Raw genomic sequence first — 20,586 nt, forward strand, 5'->3', positions numbered from 1 at the left:
GTTACTTCACCAGTGTCTGTTTTAAAATTTCCATCACGAGCTCATTAAAGCTAAATCCAGCAACCTTAGCCGCTTTAGGTACCAAGCTCGAAGTCGTCATGCCTGGAACAGTATTGACTTCCAGCAAATACCATTGACCATCACTGCCACGCATAAAATCAACGCGTCCCCAGCCTTTTGTATTTACACTGTTAAAGGCTCTTAAAGCGATTTGACCAAGTTCAGCTTCTTCCTCTTGAGATAAACCACAAGGACAATGATACTCAGTAGTGCTCGACTGATATTTCGCTTGATAGTCGTAAAAATCGTTCGGCGTCGTCATGTGAATCGCTGGTAGTGCTTTATCACCTAAAATTGCGACTGTGTATTCACCACCGTCAATCCATTGTTCAATTAAAATCTCGCGATCAAATTCACTAGCGGCGTCAATCGCGCTTTTTAAATCCTCAGCGTTATCGACTTTCGCCATGCCGATGCTCGAACCTTCATTAGCAGGTTTAACCATCACCACGCCACCGAGTTCATTAAGAACCGCCTGATAATCAGTTGATTGAGTTGACTCCACTACCGCAAACTTCGCGGTTGGCAAACCAAGCGAACACCAAATCTGCTTAGTTTTAATTTTATCCATCGCCAGTGCGGCACCCAATACACCAGAGCCTGTGTAAGGAATGTCTAAAAATTCTAGCGCCCCTTGCAACGTACCATCTTCGCCACCACGGCCGTGCAACACATTAAACACACGCTCGAAGCCCTGCGTTTTTAATTCACTCAATGGGGTATCTTTTGGATCAAACGCATGTGCATCTACCCCGTTGGCTAACAGGCCGTCTAGTACTGCCTGCCCTGACATAAGCGAGATTTCACGCTCTGCGCTATTGCCACCAAACATAACGGCTACTTTACCAAACTCAGCCATTACTCTTGTCCTCTTTCATTCATTGCATCGATATCCAATGCCATTGCACTTAAATTTTTTGCTAAAATACCAACGTTACCGGCACCTTGGGTCATCACTAAATCGCCATCTTTCATCAATTGCGCCAGACGTGGCGGCAACTGTTCGATGCTAGGGACGTAAATTGGTTCAAACGAGCTATGGGCTCTAATACTGCGGCACAATGCGCGGCTATCGGCGCCAACAATTGGCTCTTCACCGGCGCTGTATACTTCTAGTAATATCAGCTCATCAACTTGCGATAATACGTCGACGAAATCTTCGTAAAGGTCGCGCGTTCGCGTATAGCGATGCGGCTGGTAAATCATCACCAGACGCTTATCAGGCCAGCCTTGACGCGCCGCTTTAATCGTTGCTGCAACTTCACTCGGATGATGACCATAATCATCAACCAGCATCACTTCGCCTTTAGCGGTGTCAAAATTACCTAACTGCTCAAAACGTCGACCAATACCTTGGAACTCCGCCAACGCCGCAACGATATGCTCGTCGCCAATCTCACTGTCCATGGCAACGGCAATAGCCGCCATCGCGTTAAGCACGTTGTGACGCCCCGGAAGATTAAGGGTCAATTCAAGCGGCTTATGGCCATTGCGGTGAAGAACAAAGCTACTACTATTAGCGTTCTGAACAAAATCCGTCGCACGAAGATCGGCGTCTTCACTAAAGCCATAAGTCGTCACATGGCGTGAAATACGCGGCAATAGTTGGCGATTGACTTCATCGTCGATACACAGCACAGCCAACCCGTAAAACGGTAGGTTATGCATAAACTCAATAAAGGTATCTTCGAGCTTACTAAAATCACCTTGATAGGTGTCCATATGATCCGCTTCAATATTGGTCACTATGGTTACCATTGGCTGCAAATGAAGAAAAGATGCATCACTTTCATCTGCTTCGGCGATTAAATACTCGCTACACCCCAGCTTGGCGTTTGTGCCAGAGCTATTGAGTAAGCCACCGATAACATAGGTCGGATCAAGTTCAGCCTTGGCAAAAATACTCGCGGTTAAACTAGTGGTTGTGGTTTTACCGTGAGTGCCAGCCACAGCAATACCGTGTCTAAAACGCATGAGTTCAGCCAGCATTTGCGCGCGCTGCACAATAGGAATACGCAGCTCTTTAGCACGAATAATCTCAGGGTTTAACTCATCAATCGCAGTGGAAACCACAACCACACAAGCACCTTCTACTTGTGCCGCTTGATGGCCGAGATAAACAGTTGCGCCTAAGTCGGTTAAGCGCTCTGTCACACGATTAGTCGCCTGATCTGAACCCGTTACCTGATAACCTTCGTTGGCTAACACCTCAGCAATTCCGCCCATGCCTGCACCGCCTATTCCAATGAAATGGATACGATTAACGCGGCGCATTTGCGGAACGCGTTGGCGAAGTTGGCTAAGCTTATCGCTGCAAATTTTTGTCATCTAACTACTTCCGTCTTTCACTGCGACAAAGTCTTGCTGTGCAAGCTCGCAAATGACCTTAGCCACCTGCTCTGTCGCATCTGTTATCGCCAGCGTTTGACTGGCGTTATGCATTTGTTCTAACTGAGTGCGAACACTCATTTGTTTAATTTTCTCGCTCAAACTTTGCGGCGTCATTTGTGACTGTTGCATCACAAAGGCAGCACCTTTATCACTCAGCGCTTGCGCATTTTTAGTTTGATGGTCATCCACGGCATAAGGCAAAGGTACGAAAACAGCTGGCAAGCCTACCGCTGCAACCTCTGAAACCGTCAAGGCGCCAGCGCGGCAAATAATCATATCTGCCCATTGATAAGCACTGGCCATATCATCGATAAAATCGGTTGCTTGGACGTAATCAGCACAATCAGCAACCTGTGCTTGATAAGCCGCTAATACACCCTGACCGTTATTCTTGCCTGCTTGATGTTTAATAGTGACATCGAGTTCACTAAGTAGTGGCAGCGTTTGTGGCAACATCTCATTTAGTGCTTTAGCTCCTAAGCTACCGCCAATCAATAAAATATTGAGTTTGTCACCTAGTGCTGGTGTTAAACGTCCCAAATCAACAATATCTTTGCGTACGGGATTACCGACAACCTGAGGTTGATGCTCCGATAGCGCCCCGTCAAAGGCAACCATCACGCGAGTTGCCATATTGGCTAAATAGCGATTGGTCATGCCAGCGACCGCATTTTGCTCATGCAAGACCAATGGAATACCAGCTAATTTCGCTGCAATACCGCCAGGTCCACTAGCAAAGCCCCCCATGCCCAAGATAACGTCAGGCTTAAATGACTTAATAACTTTTTTGGCCTGCCATACCGAGCGCATTAATTTAAACGGCGCTTTTAATAAGCGAACAATGCCGTTGCCACGCACACCTTCAACATCAATGTAAGAAATATCTATATTGTGCTTGGGTACTAAATCAGCTTCCATACGCGTTGCACAGCCTAACCAATGAATCTCCCAACCTTGGTCACGCAGCATGTTCGCCACAGCAAGCCCAGGAAATACATGGCCGCCAGTGCCACCAGCCATCACTAATAATCGTTTAGCCATTATGACGCTCCTCGGTGCGTTGCTTGAACACAATCGAGTCGGCGTTCGTGATCAATTCTCAATAAAATAACTATCGCTAGCGTCATCACCCACAAGCTACTACCACCGTAACTTACCAGCGGTAAGGTTAATCCTTTAGTTGGCAAGATACCACTAGCAGCACCTGTGTTTACCGCCGCTTGAAAACTGAGCCATAAGCCGATACCCATTGCCAAGTATCCGGTAAAGTGATGATCAGCAAGTAAGGCCTTACGTCCGATATTTAGGGCGCGCAATGCTAATACTAATTGCAGTAATAATAAAGTGCAGACGCCTATCAGACCGGTTTCTTCCGCCCAAATGGCAAAAATAAAGTCGGTATGCGCTTCAGGCAGATACTCTAGCTTTTGAATTGAATTGCCCAAGCCTTGCCCCAACCAATCACCGCGACCAAAGGCCATTAGCGATTGCGTCAATTGATAACCTTTACCGAAAGGATCTTGCCAAGGATCTAAAAAGGAAGTGACACGAGCCATTCGATAGGGCTCGAAAATAATCAGCCCCACCACCAAGGTGACACCAACGATAATCAAGGCAAAGAAGTCGCGAATTTTTGCGCCCGCCAAAAACAACATGCCCACGGTAGTCACAAACATTACCACAACGGTGCCTAAATCAGGCTGCTTTAAAATAAGCGCCGCAATAATGACAAATACCGCAAGCGGCTTATAGAAGCCTTTAGCGCGCTCTGTCACTTCTTCATGCCGGCGCACAATATAAGCCGCGAGATAACAAAAGAAGGTCAATTTAGCAATTTCAGATACCTGAATGTTAATAGGACCTGCCGACAGCCAACGCTGACTACCGTTTACCGTTTTACCAGCCACCAACACTAAAATCAGCGCCATTATTGAAATAAGTAAGATCCAGCCACTGTATTTTTGCCACACTTTCATGGGAACTTGCAGGCCTACAATCATAATAATAATTGAGCCGATAACATAAACCACGTGACGCTGAATAAAGTGGAACGGATTACCCGTTAATCGCTGCCCTTCAGGCATTGATGCTGAGGCGACAATTACAAATCCAATCAAAATAAGGCTAGACACCAACACAAAAAGCGTTCTGTCGTAGAGAGGCACGTGTTTAGCACGGCGCTCGCCTTTGATTTCTTTAAAAATCGACGTGAAAGACGCTGGGAAGAAGTTCATTTGCTTAGTGCTCATGCAAGCCTCCCACCGCAGTCATGAACTGCTGGCCGCGTTCCATGTAATTACTAAACATATCGATGCTAGCGCAAGCTGGTGACAGTAATACAATATCACCGCGATTTGCTAAAGACGCCGCAAGAGAAACCGCCTCTTGCATGTTATTTACTTCACGCACATTGTCAGATAGCGATTTAAATAAGTGAGCATCTTTGCCCATCACGATAATGTCACTGACTTGCTCATTAAACGGCTTAAGCAGCGGTGATAAATCACCACCTTTGGCATCACCACCAGCAATTAGCACTAGATTACCATCGTGAGACTTGAGTCCTTCAAGTGCTGCTAGTGTCGCGCCCACGTTAGTAGCCTTAGAATCGTTAAGCCATAAAATACCGTCATTGGAGGCTACTTTTTGACAACGGTGCTCTAACCCAGTGAAGGACTTGAGGGTTGCAATCATCGCATCAAGGCTAAAGCCCACCTGCAAGCCAAGCGCAATGGCCGCTTGGGCGTTAAGTTGGTTATGCACTCCCACCATCGCCATATCATTAACAGACATTAACGGGGTATCACCACGCATTAAACTACCGTTTTTAAGGCCAAATTCATTGTCGTTAGCTGGAGCGTCGAGACCAAAAGACTGACCACGTCCATCAAGCATATGAGTACGAGCATCTTGACGATTAACAATCGGCATCTGACAATTGCGGTAAATGCGCTGTTTAGCCTGCGCGTAATCATCTAACCCGTCGTATCGGTCCATATGATCGTCGCTAATATTCAATACAGTTGCGGCTTTAAGGCATAAGTTATCGGTAGTTTCTAACTGGAAGCTCGATAATTCAAGAATGAAAAGCTCAATGGATTTATCATCCACTACATCAAGTACGGGAACGCCAATATTTCCGGCAGCAATTGCATTAACACCATTTTCTTTGGCCATAGCCTCAAGCAGCGATGTCACTGTTGTTTTACCGTTTGAGCCTGTAATAGCTAACACGGGAACAGAGACCGCATTTGCAAAAAGCTCAATATCACCAGCGACAATACAGCCTTGTGCTTTGGCTTTTTCGAACGCTGGTTGACGGATACTAATCCCAGGGCTTACCACTAATAGTTGATACTCAGCAAAATCGATATTATCGAGATCACCAAGCGCCAATTCACACTGAGCAAAAGGTTCAGGTAACAGTGATCTATCTAAATTCTCGCGCGTATCAACTAATAACGGTAGAAGACCTTGTTTGATCAAATAAGACGCGCAAGAGCGTCCAGTCATACCCAAACCAATGACTGCAACTTTTGTGATCTCTTGCCCGTTAAAATTCATGAGTTGTCCTTACCTAATTTTCAAGGTAGCTAAGCCAACGAGTACCATTACCAGCGAGATAATCCAGAAACGCACGATAACGCGAGGCTCTGGCCAACCTTTTAATTCGTAGTGATGATGAATTGGTGCCATGCGGAAAATGCGTTGGCCACGCAGTTTGTAACTGCCCACCTGAAGAATTACCGACAGCGTTTCCATCACGAACACGCCCCCCATAATCACTAATAAAATTTCTTGGCGCACCAATACGGCAATAATGCCTAAACACGCACCTAGCGCTAATGAGCCCACATCTCCCATAAACACTTGCGCTGGATAAGTGTTAAACCATAGGAAGCCCAAGCCTGCACCGAAAATAGCAAGACAGACAACAGTCAATTCACTCGCCAATGGCAGGTGTGGTAAATGCAGATAAGCTGAGAAATTAACGTTACCGCTGATATAAGCAATCAAGCCTAATGCACCCGCCACCATAATGGTTGGTACTATCGCCAGACCGTCTAAGCCATCGGTTAGATTTACCGCGTTGGATGAACCCACCACCGTAAAATAAACCAGTGCGATGTAGAGTAAACCGAGTTGCGGTAATACATCTTTAAAGAAAGGAACCACTAGCACTGTTTCATTTGGCTGTGACACAGCATACAAATAAAACGCGACCCCTAATGCAATGGCCGATTGCCAAAAATACTTCCAACGCGCTATTAGTCCGGCTGAGTCTTTGCGGATAACCTTGCGATAATCATCAACAAAGCCCACTAAACCAAAGCTCAATAACACAAAGAGCGTCACTAATACGTAGTGATTAGAAAGATCTGCCCATAGCAGTGTGCTTAGTGCGATAGAAGCCAAAATCAGGATACCGCCCATGGTTGGTGTACCGGATTTGCTTAAGTGAGACTGCGGGCCATCGTCGCGCACCGTCTGTCCAATCTGCATATTTTGCAGATAGCGAATCAGTTTTGGTCCCATCCACAGCGAGAACATTAACGAGGTGAGGATCGCTAAAATACTTCTAAAGGTCAGGTATGAAAAAATGTTAAAACCACTGACATATTGCGTCAGGTAGTCGGTTAACCAAACTAGCATTGCGCTGGTACTCCAATATTTTTATTATTCTTAATAAACTCCACCACGGTTTCCATCGTGGCACTGCGCGATCCCTTCACCAACACGGTAATGCGCTGGTTTTCTTGGCTTACAATATCTTGTTCAAGCGCTTGATAGAGCGCCTCTTTATTATCAAAATGCTGATGCTGACCACTGTATTGGTGGCCATAATGCTGGCTTAGCGCGCCAATCGTCATCAAGCAATCGATGTTATTTTTTTCAATCACTGGGCCGAGTGACTGATGGCATTCAACGGCATAATCACCTAGCTCGCCCATTTCTCCTAACACAAGAATCTTACGTCCTTGAGTGTTTGCCAATACTTCAATTGCAGCCTTAATAGAGTTTGCGTTGGCATTATACGTATCATCGATCACAGATAATTGTGGCGATATCACATTTACGTTTAATCGGCCTTTAACATTGGCCATTGACGCCAAGCCAATCGCGATATCATTAAGACTAGCGCCGACGGCAATAGTCGCTGCCGCTGCTGCCAAAGCGTTTTTTACATTGTGTAAGCCAGGAACTGACAGAGTGATCTGCTGACGGTCAGTCTGCGTGTTTAACACAAACTCCGCGCAGCCATTAGCTAATACATTAATCTCTGTTGCCCATACATCATCTTGGTTATTAAGCGCGCTTTGGTCACTAAAACAAGCAACGCGTTTATCGCTGTTTTTCGCTCGCCACTTATCGGCGTATTGAATATCAGCATCGAAGATCGCAGTGCCATTGGTCGCTAAATGATTGTAAATCTCGCTTTTTGCGGTCACCACACCATCGATAGAGCCAAAACCTTCAAGGTGGGCGGCACCAATATTGGTAATTACACTGACATCAGGTTTAGTTAAACCGCTGGTAAAATCGATCTCACCAATGTGATTAGCACCAAGTTCAATCACTGCATATTGATGCTCGCGCGCTAATCGAAGCAGCGTTAGCGGCGCGCCGATTTCGTTGTTGAAATTACCCAGTGTTGCCAGCACTTCGCCTTTTAACGACAAAATAGCGCTGATCATTTCTTTAACTGTAGTTTTGCCACAACTGCCTGTTATTGCGATAGTTTTAACATCGGCTAACGATTTGTTCAGCGCTGCTAATTGGGCGAGTGCTAATCTGGTATCTTCAACCACGAGCTGAGGTACAGGGCAATCTTGTTGTACTTTACTGACAATCAGCGAGGTTGCGCCAGCCGCAATGACTTGATCGATGAAGGCATGAGCATCAAAGTTATCGCCGTAAAGCGCGATAAAACAATCGCCCTTATCGACTTGGCGTGAATCTGTAGACAAAGACGCTAGGGGTTGATCTTCGCCTATCAGGCGCCAACCTAGTGTCTGTGCTATGTATGAAAGGGAGAGTGAAATCATAGTAACTCTTCAACCGTTTTCTGTGCTAATGCGCGCTCGTCGTAATCGACACGGCCACATTGCAAAATCTGATAATCTTCATGTCCCTTGCCAGCCAGTAACACAATATCGCCAACTTTCGCGCGTTCGATGGTGCTTTTAACGGCAAACGTGCGCTCGTGCTCAACAACCACATCTTCTTTTCTTTCGATACCTTCAAGCATATCGGCGAAAATCAACGACGGTGATTCGCTGCGTGAGTTATCTTGAGTAATCACTAATCGATCGGCGTACTGCTCGGCGATACTTGCCATCAATGGGCGCTTTGTTGCATCGCGATCACCACCACAACCAAAGACTACCCAGAGTTCACCATTGCAATGTACTCGCAACGCTTTAAGCGCTTGCTTTAAGGCATCTGGCGTATGAGCATAATCAACAACAACGCTTGGCGTTTTATCATTACCAAATACTTCCATGCGACCGGCAACAGGGCTTAGCGTAGAAACATGTTCCAATAGCTGCTCGGCCTTAAAACCAGCAGCTAACAAGCAACTAAAAGCGGTTAAAATGTTATCGAGATTAAACGCCCCTAGCAGCTTAGAGCGCAGGTTATAGGAGTTATCATTAACACTTAATGAAGCGCTGATGCCACAATGGTCAAATACCACGTTATCAGCAATAATATTGTTGATCGCCAAATCGCTAGTTTGGTTAAAACAAGTAAGCTCAACTAAGCGATTATCGGCGCGCCAACGTTCTATCCACTGCTGAGCTGTCTCATCGGCATTATTTAGCACAACCTTTTTAGAATATGCGTCGGTAAATAACGCGTATTTTGCCTCGCCATACGCCTGCATGGTGCCGTGTAAATCTAAATGGTCTTGGGTCAGATTGGTAAAGGCTGCAACATCAAAATGAAGGGCTTTTACACGGCCAAGCTCTAAACCATGGGATGAAACTTCCATCACCACATGGCTCGCACCAAGTTGTTTTGCGCGGTGTAAATGGGCAATTAAATCAACGGCATTAAGAGTTGTGTTAGGGCTATAGGCTAAGTCGTTATATAAACCGTTCCCCAAGGTCCCCATGCAATATGCTGTTTTTCCTAACAAGGTTAACCATTGGCCAACGAGTTGGCTTACTGTGGTTTTGCCATTAGTACCAGTAATACCAATTAGAGATAAGTCGTTCTGCGGATAATCATAGAATCGCGATGCAATCTCACTCAGTTGCATCTCTAATTCACCTATCGCGATAACTGGCACTGAATACGCCTTAATATCGAAAGTATCGAAGTCCTTATCGCTACTATCAACCAGCACAGCGACAGCGCCGAGCTCAATAGCTTTGTTGATATACAAACGACCATCAGTTTGCGCGCCATTAAGCGCGACAAATAAACCATTGGTGGTAATGAGACGTGAATCGATGCCAATGTTACTAATATCAATCGCCGCTAAGGCTGCTAATTGCTCGTTAGTTACATATCCCTCTAGCAGGTGACTAAGCGCTTTATTGCTCATGCACACCTCCTACTAACGGACTTTGCCCTTGGTTAGTTGCAGCGATTTTAACGGGTAACTCAACGGTTTTACTCGGCGCGACATTAAGTAGCTGCAACGCGCCAGTAGTGACTTTAGCAAATACTGGTGCCGCGACATCACCGCCGTAATATTTATCGCCCTTAGGCTCATTGATAATAACAACAGTCACCAAGCGCGGGTTGTCAATGGGGGCGATCCCTGCAAATGACACTATGTAATCTTCGCCATAACCGCCAGCTGTTGCCTTACGCGCAGTACCTGTTTTGCCCGCTACGCGATAGCCACCAATACGCGCCTTTACCGCGGTACCGCCATCTTTGGTTACACCTTCCATCATTTGCAACATCGCATTGGCAACTCGAGGTTCAATAACCTGCTCTGCTTGTGGTGGCTGTTCCAGCTTTAAAATAGAAATTGGATTGAGTTTTCCTTCATTGGCGATCACGGAATAAGCGCGCGCTAATTGCAATGGCGTCACCGCTAGGCCATAACCAAACGACAAGGTTGCGATTTCAAAGTCTGACCAACGGCTGCGTTCACTCAATACCCCAGGGCTTTCCGCTGGCAGCGTGATGTGTGTTGCAGAGCCAAAACCTAAGTTAAAATAACTATTAAGTAAATGCTCTTTCGGCACAGATAGCGCCATGCGACTGACGCCAACATTGGAAGATTTTGCAATAACAGTATTAATATCGATTTTGCCGTAATTGCGTGAATCACGAACAGTATTGGCACCTAAACGATAAAAACCAGGGCTTGTATCAATCTCAGAATCTAAGTCATATTTGCCATAATCGAGCGCCATCATTGCAGCCAACGGCTTAATCGTGGAACCTGGCTCATACATATCGGCAATTGCGCGGTTGCGCATTCGATAAGGCTTCATGGTACGGCGATTATTCGGATTGTAAGACGGTGTATTAGCCATGGCCAATACTTCGCCTGTTTGAACGTCTAATACAATTACCGAGCCCGAGGTAGCGCGATATTTTTCAGTGGCGGTTTTTAGCTCTTTGTAAGCAATCGCTTGAATACGTTGATCGATACTTGTGACAACATCGTTGGCGTTTTCACCTTCTTCAACGGTATTTAAACGCTCAACGACCATGCCATCGCGGGCGCGGCGAACCTTGCGTTTAATTGGCGCACCAGTGAGCCAATCGTCATAGGTTTTCTCAATGCCGTTTTTACCTTCATCGTCAATATTGGTAAAACCAACAACGTGCGAAGTCACTTCCCCTGTTGGGTAGTAACGACGTGACGATGGTTTAAGGTAAATACCGGGAATTTTTAATTGCTTAATGTAGTCTGCTTGCGCTGGTGAGACTTGGCGTTTGAGATAAACAAAGCGTCTCTTGGGATCTTCCACCGCTTTTAGTAGCTTTTCCACTGGGCGCTCTAACACGCCAGCAAGGGCTTCCCAGCGTCTGCGATCTTCGAGTCCATTGTTCTTGTGAATAACATTTGGCTCAGCCCACACCACTTCCACTGGCACACTCACGGCCAACGCCGTGCCATGGCGATCAAAAATATTACCGCGATGCGACTGTGACACTATGGTGCGTTTAGAGCGTAAATCCCCTTGATGGCGCAGCTTTTCTGAGTCAATAACTTGCAAAAAAGCGGCACGCGCCGCTATACCGATAAATACCAGAATAATAAGGGAAACCACCACATAGAGCCGCCATGTGATCAAGCTAGGTTTCTTTTTTGCTTTAGCTTGTTTGGTCATTTTGCTGACACCGCTATTTCTTTTTCGGTTGCAGGACGTTTCATTCCCAGTTTTTGCGTCGCTAATTCTTCAATTCTGCTGTGCTCTGCGAGTGCCATTTCTTCGAGTAACAAATGACGAGCTTCCAGCTTTAATTTATCGCGCTCTTCTCTTAGCTCTTCCCAATGGCCGATTAACAGCCTGTTTTGATGGGAGCTATAAATCACAGCGATTGCCGATGCTAAAACACTGACCACAAGCAGCACTAACCAAAGATGCGAGGTTAGATCTCGCCATATCACCTTGGTTAAATTAACTTGCCGCTCATTAGCCATCTATAACACCAGCCCTTTAGAGTCGCTCTGCGATACGCAAAACAGAACTGCGTGAGCGTGGATTTTCGGCAATTTCATCTTTCGATGGTTTAATTGCTTTACCAATCGCCTTATAGGTGCGCGATTTATTGAGCTCTTCTTCCGTCACAGGTAAACCAAATGGCACCTCTTCGCCTTTGCTTTGTTTACGAATGAAACGCTTAACAATGCGATCTTCAAGCGAATGGAAGCTAATAACCGATAAACGCCCTTGTGGCTTTAACACATCAATAGAAGCAAGCAGTGCTTGCTCAACTTCTTCCAATTCGCTGTTGATATAAATGCGAATTGCTTGGAATGTTCGTGTCGCCGGATGTTTGTTTTTATCTTTAACAGGGACAACGCGAGCAATAAAATCTGCTAACTGCTTAGTGGTTTCAAATGGCGTTGCCGTGCGATCTTTAACGATGGCGCGAGCAATGTGAACAGCCCAGTTCTCTTCACCAAAGTTTTTGATCACCCAGCTAATTTCATCAACGTCGGCTTGTGCTAACCATTGTGCCGCGCTGCGACCAGACGTTGGATCCATACGCATATCCAAGGGGCCATCACGCATAAAACTAAAGCCGCGTTCAGCATCATCAAGCTGTGGTGACGACACACCTAGATCCATCAAAACACCGTCAATTTTTCCAGTGAGCTCTAGTTCTTCAACATATTGTGCTAAGCCGGAAAAAGGACCAGGAATAATTTTAAAACGGCTATCTTCTTGCTCTAATTCTTTAGCCACAGCGATGGCTGTTGGATCGCGGTCAATCGCGTACAAGGTGCCAGTTTCATCTAATTGAGATAACAAGTGACGGCTGTGACCACCACGACCAAAGGTCGCGTCGATATAAATTCCACCGGGTTTAAGGGCAAGTCCCTCTACCGCTTCGTTTAACAGCACAGTAATGTGGGAAAATTGTTGAGTCATAAGTTACAGTGCCAGTTCCTTTAATCGGGAAGACTGTGAAAAATCGATTGATTTAGCCAAGGCCAAATCAGCCTGAACCTGTGCGTCCCAATTATCTTGTGACCACAATTCAAATTTATTCACTTTCCCTATTAACATTAATTTTTTTTCTAAGTTGGCGTGGGTTCTCAATGGCGCAGGCAATAAAATTCTGCCGTTTTTATCCATTTCACAGTCGTTAGCGTTACCTAAAATCAAGTTCTTGATAGTCGCTTCTTGCGGATCAAAATCCGATAAGTGAGAGAGTTTATCTTCGATTGGTTTCCATTGAGCCAGAGGGTAAAGCATTAAACATGAACGTTTTATATCGATAGTGACCACCAACTTACTTTCACCATCGACAGTAACGAGTTCACGATAGCTCATTGGCATCGTGAGGCGTCCTTTTGCGTCGAGGTTAATTGCGGTTGTGCCACGTAACATAAATGTTCGTTTTCCTAAATAATCCCTAAAAATCCACTTTGTGACACTATATGCCACAAAAACTTATTCTATGGATTAGCTCAACGATCGTCAAGGCGCAAAAGCCTTAATTCCTGTGAATTTAAGCAAGCGTATGAAGTTAATAGGAAAGTATTTTTTGATGGGTAAATAATTGATAAAAAACGTAAGAATTATAGCACAAGCACAACACCAGAAATAAGTACTAACTTGCGCTAAAATTGCTTATTTTACGGGCTCTACTGGATAAGAAATAAAAAAGGTAACCCCCTCTCCCTCTGTGGATTCACATCTGATGCTACCGCTCAATTGGCTGGTAATAATATTGTAGATAATATTAAGCCCGAGACCACTGCCGCCATTCTCGCGATTGGTGGTATAAAAGGGATCGAAGATCTTAGGCAAACTCTTCTTTGAAATCCCTTTACCATCATCTTTATATACAACAGACAAGGTATTACCACGCAATTTAATATCAACGGTTATAACCCCAGATTCTTTATCAGGGTAGCCATGAATGTTTGAATTAATGATCAAATTAGAAATGATTTGCGCAAAGGACCCTGGGTAACTATAGATCAATAAATTGTCATCACAGTTAACCTGTATATCTAAATTGGTGTGCTTTAGAATATTACTCAAGCTAATCAAGATCTCTTCAATGTATTCCTTCATGTTGAACTGGCGCATTTCTTCGCTGGTTTGATCGACAGAGACTTGCTTGAAGCTGGATACCAATTGCGCGGTGCGCTCTAAATTTCTCAATACCAAATTAGCGACACTGCTAGCTTGTTCTAGATACTTTTCAAAATCCTTTTTCGACATTTTTTGCTGATTATAACGACTATTAATGTCCTCTGTAATGCTGCAAAAATGCGAGATCCCTGTCATGCCAATACCAACAGGTGTGTTAATTTCATGGGCCACACCAGCAACGAGTTCACCCAAGCTGGCGAGTTTTTCAGATTCAATAAGCTGACGCTGGGCGGTATTAAGATCGGCGAGAGATTTCTCCAACTCTTTATTGGTCGATTGTAATGCAAGGTTATGATTTAAAATTTCTTGTTCGAGAGCTTTACGATCACTTATATCACTAACAACCACGTGCACTACATCAGAGTTGTTCATTTTCATTCGCGTAAGTACAACGTTACACCACACCTCTTTTTTGGCTTTAGTCAGTAACAACCACTCGAATGACATAGTCCCCGTTGTTAAGCACTGTTTAATATAATGAATCACTTGCTTAGTCGAGTTAACGCCATTTGGCTGTTCTTTAGGAGAAAAGTCATCAATAGATAGGAAGAGTAAATCGTTCTTGTCTTGATATCCCAGCAAACCGATTAATGCATTGTTACAGTCAACGATACGACCTGACTGAATGAGTAGCGAACCCAAGGTAGCGTCACTGAACAATGATTCAAAGTTTTCTTTTTGCTCCTGCAATGCCTTAGTTTTCACAGTCAGTGCTTGTTGCATATGGGTTAAATCATCGATTGTAGAGCTCAGACGCTGATTAGTTTTTTCAATCAGCGTATTTTTCATCATTAGCTTACGAGTGAAGAAGTAGCCTATTAGCAATAGAAAACTAAAACCAAATACTATCTTGATAATGAGTTCGTAGTCGGTTTTCGCCACCTGCTGCTTATCTATCCACTTATTTCGGATCAGTGCCGTCTCGTCATAATCTAAATCTGCAACAGCTTTTGATAAAATATCGTACAAAAGCTGATTATCTGCTTGAACCATCATGCGATGGGCATAATGATTTTCAGTAATGCCAACCACAGTTAGATGAGCAAACTGCTCCACAATGTGATGCCAAGCAACAGCCGCGTGACCAACAAAAGCATCAGCTTCTCCACGGCTTACCATAGACAAAGCTTCAGTGGCTGATTTTGCTAACACAAGCTCGATATGGGGATACTGATTTTTAATCAACGAAGCGGGGGTAAATCCTTCTATTGCCACGACTCGGTCGTTCTCAATATCCTGAATACTACCGATATAACCACTGGATTTTCGTTTAACTACTGCAAAGTTGAACTTGGCATAGGGCTTAGTTTGCAAGCCAATAGTATTTTCATCATCACCCGTCGATGGCAATAAATCGACTACGCCATAGCCAAATAATTGCTTGGCCTCATCCCATGTTGATGATGGTACGTATTCAAATGTCAGCCCTGTTTTTCGCGAAATTAACGCCAGATAGTCGATAACGATTCCGCTAATAACACCGTTATTTTCAAATATTAAAGGACGCCAGTTAGTATCGGTATATTTGATAGCAGGCGCTTGTGCAATAAACGCCAGCTCTTGCTCAGTAAAGCGAATATTTTGCTTTGCATAGCCCAAACGACGATACACAGCTTGATAGAACGAATAGTCTTTTAAGTGGCGGTATTTACTTAGGTGGGGAATCACATGGCCGTTGGCCATTGCCAATGACAATTTTCGCGGCGCAAACCATACTTCAACTTCTCCAACCAATTCAGTCACATTATTGTCTAAAAATACGACACGACTCAATTGATGTTGCGCAGTGTTATTACGTTGACCAAATTTATATTTACGACCATCGTTGTCGGTTACTGTTAGCTCCTCAATAAAATCAAGATTAATAAAGGACTTTCCCAATAGCTCAATGGTTACATCATCATCTTCTTTTAGGGACTTTGACAGCATATTAGCAATGAGATCGGTGAGCTTGAGTTGAGTTCTAATAGCTCCTTGGGTATAGCGTCTAATTACGGTTTGATACTTTCCTGAATCTTTGAATACTTTTAGTTTGGCATTAAAACGATCTCGCAGCGATTTATCTTTAAAAGCCATGTAACGCGGTACGTCTCTGCTAATGATGTGCTCAATCGCCAACTCACTCACGATGTTTGGATCTATTTGATTGATATACCAGCGTAAAATAGTTTGATCAATTACTATTGCGTCCACTTTATTGGCAATTAATAACTCCAATTGCTGACGCTGATCTTCCAGTTCACGGTAGTTATCAGGGCGATTAGCTGATGAATACATTCTTCGATATTCATCTTCTAGCGCTTTATGGGCACCTTGCCAAGCAATAACTGATTTTCCATTTAGATCACTGAGACTCTGGATCAAATAATTACGCTCAGCTTTAGTAACTACAACGTCAGAATATCTAATGACAGGATCCGAATAAAAGTATCCGTCGTCCTTAATATCAACCATCGCCATCGCGTCAAACTGGGGACTATTCTCAAATTCCTCTCTTACGTTATAGTCAGCCATTTTATAATTATCGACGCCAATATCAGCACTATTAAGAACACTCTGAATCAAGTCGTGACTAATCCCCTTTACAATATCATTGGCCATATAAAATGGAGTTGGTTCTTTCCTAGCAATCACACTTATTTTTTCTAAGTATGATTGAGAAACTCCTTCCACAGGACGTTTAATGTAGCCGAGGCTCTTTTGTAGTATTGATTGCAAGGAAGAATTTGAAATATTAGTGTGCAAAGAAAAATTTAACGCTGGCCAATCTGGCACACTACTTTGCCTAAGCGCGCTAAATGACGAGCGCTGAGATTCTGGAATAAGTGCAGGACTTGTTAAGATTGCGTCAACATGACCTTGCTCCAACGCCTTTATAGCCTGCTCATGATTCATTATCGTCCATTGTATCTGTGTTTGCTCAATCGACGATGTCAACACTCGATAAAGCAGTTCATCCACTGCAATAGCTAACTGCTTTGGTGCCAATAGTATTTCGTCTGCTAATGGGGCTTTCGAATACAAAGAAAGTAAAAGAGTCAAATATGGTTGAGATATTAAATCTGTCGTACCTGCTATTGTATTATCGAGATTTACAGCAATGGATAAATCCATGTGATTTTCAGTAACTGCTTTAACTAAGTTAGCGCGTTCATCATGAATTAATACTAACTCAATCCCCGTCATACTAGCGATAGCATTTAGAATCGTTGCCGAGGCGCCAGTAAAGCTGCCGTTTTTTTGCCCCACGAGTTGCGGCCACATTTCACTACCAATAACCAAGCTTGGATTTTGTCGAATAAAAGACATTTCTTGTTGATTAAATAAAGCGTGCATCGGAGGTTCGGCTAACCAATTGTCAAAAAGCGCCTTGCGCTGTTTTTGCGTCAGAGAAGCTACTCCCTTACGCATTATCGAAGACACCGTTGCTTTCGACTTGGTCGTCGCTATCGCGAACTCGCCTCCAGAAACGGAAATCTGCTCTAGAATTTTTAGCTCATTGTGAAAATTATTGGCAACGCTTTCACTAACCATGATTCCAGCATCAGCTTTACCATCTAATACTGCTGCTGTTACTTCTTCATCATTTTTAACAAACAATAACTTGGCTTCAGGAAAGCGTTTTTTAACGTATCCTAGCAATGCATCGCCGGCTAAAACGGCTATCGTGCGCCGACTTATATCGTCAACAGTGGCAATATTTTCGTTATTTCGGTGAGTGAATATCTCTGCCGGCCGATATAGATAGACGTCAGAAAAGTTAAACATACTATCTCGCTGCGCTGTAGGTGTTACCCCCATTAAGCTGTCGATTTCACCACGAGCAACTTGCTCTAATGCATCTTGCCAATTGTTATAGGTTTTTAGGTCAAATTGTATGCCCATGTTGTCGCTAATATAATCGAGCATCTCGGTGTGATAACCGATAATCTTTTTCTGTCTCGTAAAAAAGCTATAGGGATACCAATGCTCACTCACCACCACACTGATTTTATTGTTATCTAACCAATGACGTTCTGTTGGTGTCAATGATGTCAGCTCCTCCAAATTTCGATAGCGTTGAAAAAGCTGCTGACGTGAATCTTCGTCAATATCTACGTAGTCAAACGGAGACTCCATCGAAGCATCAATCACTCCCATATAAAGCTCATTGGCAACATCAAAAGAAATAGCATCTTCAATCAAATATGTGCTGTTGAGTTCATCGGCATAATTAATGCGAAGCGAATCCGCGTAAATAGCATCAACATCATACTCCTGAGCCGCTTGTAATAGATCTGCTACCGATTGATAAGTCAACACGTTTTCATAGTGTTGAGGTAATGATGTAATTTGCGCTTTGCCAAAAGAATCTGCAGCTATACCAATTGTCTGGTGAGTAGATTGTTTGCTGTAATTTCGCACTCTATATAGCTGTATATTGCGCATGAACGGTTTGAACAAAGTCTGACGTTGGGCAACTGGAATTGCGTTAACCAGTTGACCAGTAACTATATCGACTTCGTTTTTGGAGAGTTGTTTAAGTTCTGCAACAGAATTTAACGCGATAAAATTAACACTGTGTTGATTATCCTGCTGCCATAAACGCCAATAATCGACGATTAACCCTTGAGGATTTCCTGCATCATCGATGAATGAATACGGCGCAAAATTGGCATCAATCGCCACAGAAATTTTCTCTTGCTGCGCCGATGCAGCTCCATTAATCAAAAACGATAAAAAAGTAAAAGTGATGACAAGAAATTTAAGCAAGACATTAACCTATGTCAGTGATGATGCCCTATAAAGAGTAGAATAAAAGTCTAATTATTCAACCGAGGTAGGTATTATTTGTGGGAAGTAAAAATAGGATAAAAAAATGCTAAAGTATTTAAAACTTCGGCCGATAGTAAGATACTCACTCAACTAATTTTAGGGGTTGTTATGGACGGAATTTCATCAGGAAAATACACACAAGGCGCAGAATTACTCAGTGCGTCTATGAGCAAGAGCCAGCAACAACAAGAAGGTAAAATGGCGCTAGCTCTAATTGAAGCAGCGGCTAGCTCCAGCCCAGCGCAGTCAAACCTGCCTTCACCAACCGCGACTATGGGGAATCACATTAATATCAAGGTGTAGCCCTCACTGCGATTAAAAGAGTCCCATCAAAAAAGGCGATTGCGCTATTACAAGTAGCTCAATCGCCTTTTTAATTGCCATCGCTGTTAGCCTATAACGGCATAACGCGATTTCGTCCTTGCTCTTTCGCTTTGTATAAATAATCATCCGCTCGCGCGATAAAGCTGGTTAGATTGTCCCCAGCAACAAACTCAGAGACGCCAAAAGAGGCACTAATATGATCGATGAGCTTGGTAGTTCGCTTATCTCGCAAAGTAAGTTTATCCACTAGTTTGCGCAAGGTTTCTGCATATTGTCTTGCTTGTCGTAAACCACTATTAGGAATAAGGATGGCAAACTCTTCGCCGCCAAATCGAAATGCCATAGCACCATCGCGCGTTGCATCGAGTAAACGACGCCCTACTGCCTTTAATACCTGATCACCTAATAAATGACCGTAATCATCATTGAATTTCTTGAAATGATCGATATCGGCAAGAATTAGACATAGCCCTTTATTGTCACTTTTAAGTAACGATGATAATTCAGTATCAAATGAATGACGATTGAGTAAACCGGTGAGTGAATCGTATAACGCTAGCTTTTGACTCTGTTGCAACTGCGCCTTAAGCGACTCAATCTCTTCTTTCGCTTTATCTAAACTATTGCTAAAAAACTGCGTTGCATTACGTATGGCCTTTGAATCGCCATCTAACTCACGGATAAGTCCCATAACCTCTTCAATCGACCAGCCTTCATCTTCGACGCGATGAAGATTAGAAAAGGTTTTATCAATGGTGGTTTGGAATTTACTCGCATCAGTTGAAGTATCTTTTATCGATTGACCAAGTTCTAATAACATGGCCTCAACACTCTCGCGCATCTTCCAGGTACCAGATTCAATTTCATCGGCAACGAATCGGCGATATAGGGTTTGTGCTTGCACCTGCGGGAAAATAGGATAGTTCTTTAACAACTCATCAAGCTCAGAAGTTAATTGCTGATCATCATTGCCAACGTAGGAATACCACAAGGCATAATTCATTGGCGTTGTCGCCACATGATGTTTCATCATCAAGGGAACAACTTTCTTTAGCCGTTTGGTGGATTCGGCAAAAATATCATCACTCATAATTAACTCTCTGTAAAAAACAGTCGCCTGCGACAGCAACTGTCAAAGAAAACAACGCTCTGCGAAAACTATAGCCCTATCATAGCGTAATTAAAT

At 43.8% G+C, this 20,586-nt stretch carries 15 protein-coding genes; 1 reads left to right on the plus strand and 14 read right to left on the minus strand.

What is annotated here, in order from left to right; translation table 11 throughout:
• Position 1 precedes the first annotated feature (1 nt).
• The 13 genes from MHM98_RS02980 to MHM98_RS03040 all read right to left on the minus strand — a co-directional run bounded on the left by MHM98_RS02980 (position 2) and on the right by MHM98_RS03040 (position 19,013).
• Positions 2-919: a D-alanine--D-alanine ligase gene (locus MHM98_RS02980; protein ID WP_239437749.1), complete on the minus strand. Its 918-nt coding sequence runs from the start codon at positions 917-919 to the stop codon at positions 2-4.
• Positions 919-2,388, minus strand: coding sequence for a UDP-N-acetylmuramate--L-alanine ligase (murC, locus tag MHM98_RS02985; protein ID WP_239437750.1), 1,470 nt, complete (start codon positions 2,386-2,388; stop codon positions 919-921). The genes MHM98_RS02980 and murC overlap by 1 nt, the downstream gene beginning before the upstream one ends.
• On the minus strand, positions 2,389-3,492 hold the full coding sequence (gene murG / locus MHM98_RS02990; protein ID WP_239437751.1) for an undecaprenyldiphospho-muramoylpentapeptide beta-N-acetylglucosaminyltransferase: 1,104 nt from the start codon (positions 3,490-3,492) through the stop codon (positions 2,389-2,391).
• Positions 3,492-4,700 (minus strand): cell division protein FtsW, encoded by a 1,209-nt coding sequence (gene ftsW / locus MHM98_RS02995; protein ID WP_239437752.1) that lies wholly within the window; start codon positions 4,698-4,700, stop codon positions 3,492-3,494. Before ftsW ends, murG begins: the two co-directional genes overlap by 1 nt.
• Entirely contained in the window at positions 4,690-6,015 is a 1,326-nt protein-coding gene (murD, locus tag MHM98_RS03000; protein ID WP_239437753.1) for a UDP-N-acetylmuramoyl-L-alanine--D-glutamate ligase, read from the minus strand. The genes ftsW and murD overlap by 11 nt, the downstream gene beginning before the upstream one ends.
• Before the next feature lie 9 nt (positions 6,016-6,024).
• On the minus strand, positions 6,025-7,104 hold the full coding sequence (gene mraY, locus MHM98_RS03005) for a phospho-N-acetylmuramoyl-pentapeptide-transferase (RefSeq protein ID WP_239437754.1): 1,080 nt from the start codon (positions 7,102-7,104) through the stop codon (positions 6,025-6,027).
• Positions 7,098-8,498 carry a UDP-N-acetylmuramoyl-tripeptide--D-alanyl-D-alanine ligase gene (gene murF / locus MHM98_RS03010; RefSeq protein ID WP_239437755.1) on the minus strand — a complete coding sequence of 467 codons (1,401 nt, stop codon included), beginning with the start codon at positions 8,496-8,498 and terminating at the stop codon, positions 7,098-7,100. Before murF ends, mraY begins: the two co-directional genes overlap by 7 nt.
• Positions 8,495-10,003, minus strand: a complete 1,509-nt coding sequence (gene murE, locus MHM98_RS03015; RefSeq protein ID WP_239437756.1) for a UDP-N-acetylmuramoyl-L-alanyl-D-glutamate--2,6-diaminopimelate ligase — start codon at positions 10,001-10,003, stop codon at positions 8,495-8,497. The genes murF and murE overlap by 4 nt, the downstream gene beginning before the upstream one ends.
• A complete protein-coding gene (locus MHM98_RS03020) occupies positions 9,993-11,756 on the minus strand; it encodes a penicillin-binding transpeptidase domain-containing protein (RefSeq protein WP_239437757.1) in 1,764 nt (587 codons plus the stop codon). The genes murE and MHM98_RS03020 overlap by 11 nt, the downstream gene beginning before the upstream one ends.
• The gene (gene ftsL, locus MHM98_RS03025) at positions 11,753-12,070 is read right to left on the minus strand and encodes a cell division protein FtsL (protein WP_239437758.1); all 318 of its coding nucleotides are present in this window, start codon (positions 12,068-12,070) and stop codon (positions 11,753-11,755) included. Before ftsL ends, MHM98_RS03020 begins: the two co-directional genes overlap by 4 nt.
• A gap of 16 nt (positions 12,071-12,086) precedes the next feature.
• Positions 12,087-13,025 carry a 16S rRNA (cytosine(1402)-N(4))-methyltransferase RsmH gene (gene rsmH / locus MHM98_RS03030; protein WP_239437759.1) on the minus strand — a complete coding sequence of 313 codons (939 nt, stop codon included), beginning with the start codon at positions 13,023-13,025 and terminating at the stop codon, positions 12,087-12,089.
• Between the two features lie 3 nt (positions 13,026-13,028).
• Entirely contained in the window at positions 13,029-13,487 is a 459-nt protein-coding gene (gene mraZ, locus MHM98_RS03035; protein WP_239437760.1) for a division/cell wall cluster transcriptional repressor MraZ, read from the minus strand.
• 243 nt (positions 13,488-13,730) lie between these two features.
• Entirely contained in the window at positions 13,731-19,013 is a 5,283-nt protein-coding gene (locus MHM98_RS03040) for a transporter substrate-binding domain-containing protein (protein WP_239437761.1), read from the minus strand.
• Between the two features lie 171 nt (positions 19,014-19,184).
• On the opposite strand from MHM98_RS03040, the gene MHM98_RS03045 reads away from it, so the two are divergent.
• Positions 19,185-19,379: a hypothetical protein gene (locus MHM98_RS03045; RefSeq protein ID WP_239437762.1), complete on the plus strand. Its 195-nt coding sequence runs from the start codon at positions 19,185-19,187 to the stop codon at positions 19,377-19,379.
• Between the two features lie 91 nt (positions 19,380-19,470).
• On the opposite strand, the gene MHM98_RS03050 is transcribed toward MHM98_RS03045, so the two are convergent.
• Complete coding sequence (locus tag MHM98_RS03050; protein ID WP_239437763.1) at positions 19,471-20,490, minus strand: GGDEF domain-containing protein; 1,020 nt, start codon at positions 20,488-20,490, stop codon at positions 19,471-19,473.
• Positions 20,491-20,586 lie beyond the last annotated feature (96 nt).

It is taken from the genome of Psychrobium sp. MM17-31, from assembly GCF_022347785.1.
In the GTDB taxonomy this organism is placed as follows: domain Bacteria; phylum Pseudomonadota; class Gammaproteobacteria; order Enterobacterales; family Psychrobiaceae; genus Psychrobium.

Excerpts from the sequence above, each read along its gene's own strand:
- murF (WP_239437755.1), bottom strand. The coding sequence starts at position 8,498 with ATGATTTCACTCTCCCTTTCATACATAGCACAGACACTAGGTTGGCGC.
- MHM98_RS02980 (WP_239437749.1), bottom strand. The coding sequence starts at position 919 with ATGGCTGAGTTTGGTAAAGTAGCCGTTATGTTTGGTGGCAATAGCGCA.
- mraY (WP_239437754.1), bottom strand. The coding sequence starts at position 7,104 with ATGCTAGTTTGGTTAACCGACTACCTGACGCAATATGTCAGTGGTTTT.
- ftsW (WP_239437752.1), bottom strand. The coding sequence starts at position 4,700 with ATGAGCACTAAGCAAATGAACTTCTTCCCAGCGTCTTTCACGTCGATT.
- murG (WP_239437751.1), bottom strand. The coding sequence starts at position 3,492 with ATGGCTAAACGATTATTAGTGATGGCTGGTGGCACTGGCGGCCATGTA.
- MHM98_RS03050 (WP_239437763.1), bottom strand. The coding sequence starts at position 20,490 with ATGAGTGATGATATTTTTGCCGAATCCACCAAACGGCTAAAGAAAGTT.
- MHM98_RS03045 (WP_239437762.1), top strand. The coding sequence starts at position 19,185 with ATGGACGGAATTTCATCAGGAAAATACACACAAGGCGCAGAATTACTC.
- rsmH (WP_239437759.1), bottom strand. The coding sequence starts at position 13,025 with ATGACTCAACAATTTTCCCACATTACTGTGCTGTTAAACGAAGCGGTA.
- MHM98_RS03020 (WP_239437757.1), bottom strand. The coding sequence starts at position 11,756 with ATGACCAAACAAGCTAAAGCAAAAAAGAAACCTAGCTTGATCACATGG.
- murD (WP_239437753.1), bottom strand. The coding sequence starts at position 6,015 with ATGAATTTTAACGGGCAAGAGATCACAAAAGTTGCAGTCATTGGTTTG.
- mraZ (WP_239437760.1), bottom strand. The coding sequence starts at position 13,487 with ATGTTACGTGGCACAACCGCAATTAACCTCGACGCAAAAGGACGCCTC.
- murE (WP_239437756.1), bottom strand. The coding sequence starts at position 10,003 with ATGAGCAATAAAGCGCTTAGTCACCTGCTAGAGGGATATGTAACTAAC.
- ftsL (WP_239437758.1), bottom strand. The coding sequence starts at position 12,070 with ATGGCTAATGAGCGGCAAGTTAATTTAACCAAGGTGATATGGCGAGAT.
- murC (WP_239437750.1), bottom strand. The coding sequence starts at position 2,388 with ATGACAAAAATTTGCAGCGATAAGCTTAGCCAACTTCGCCAACGCGTT.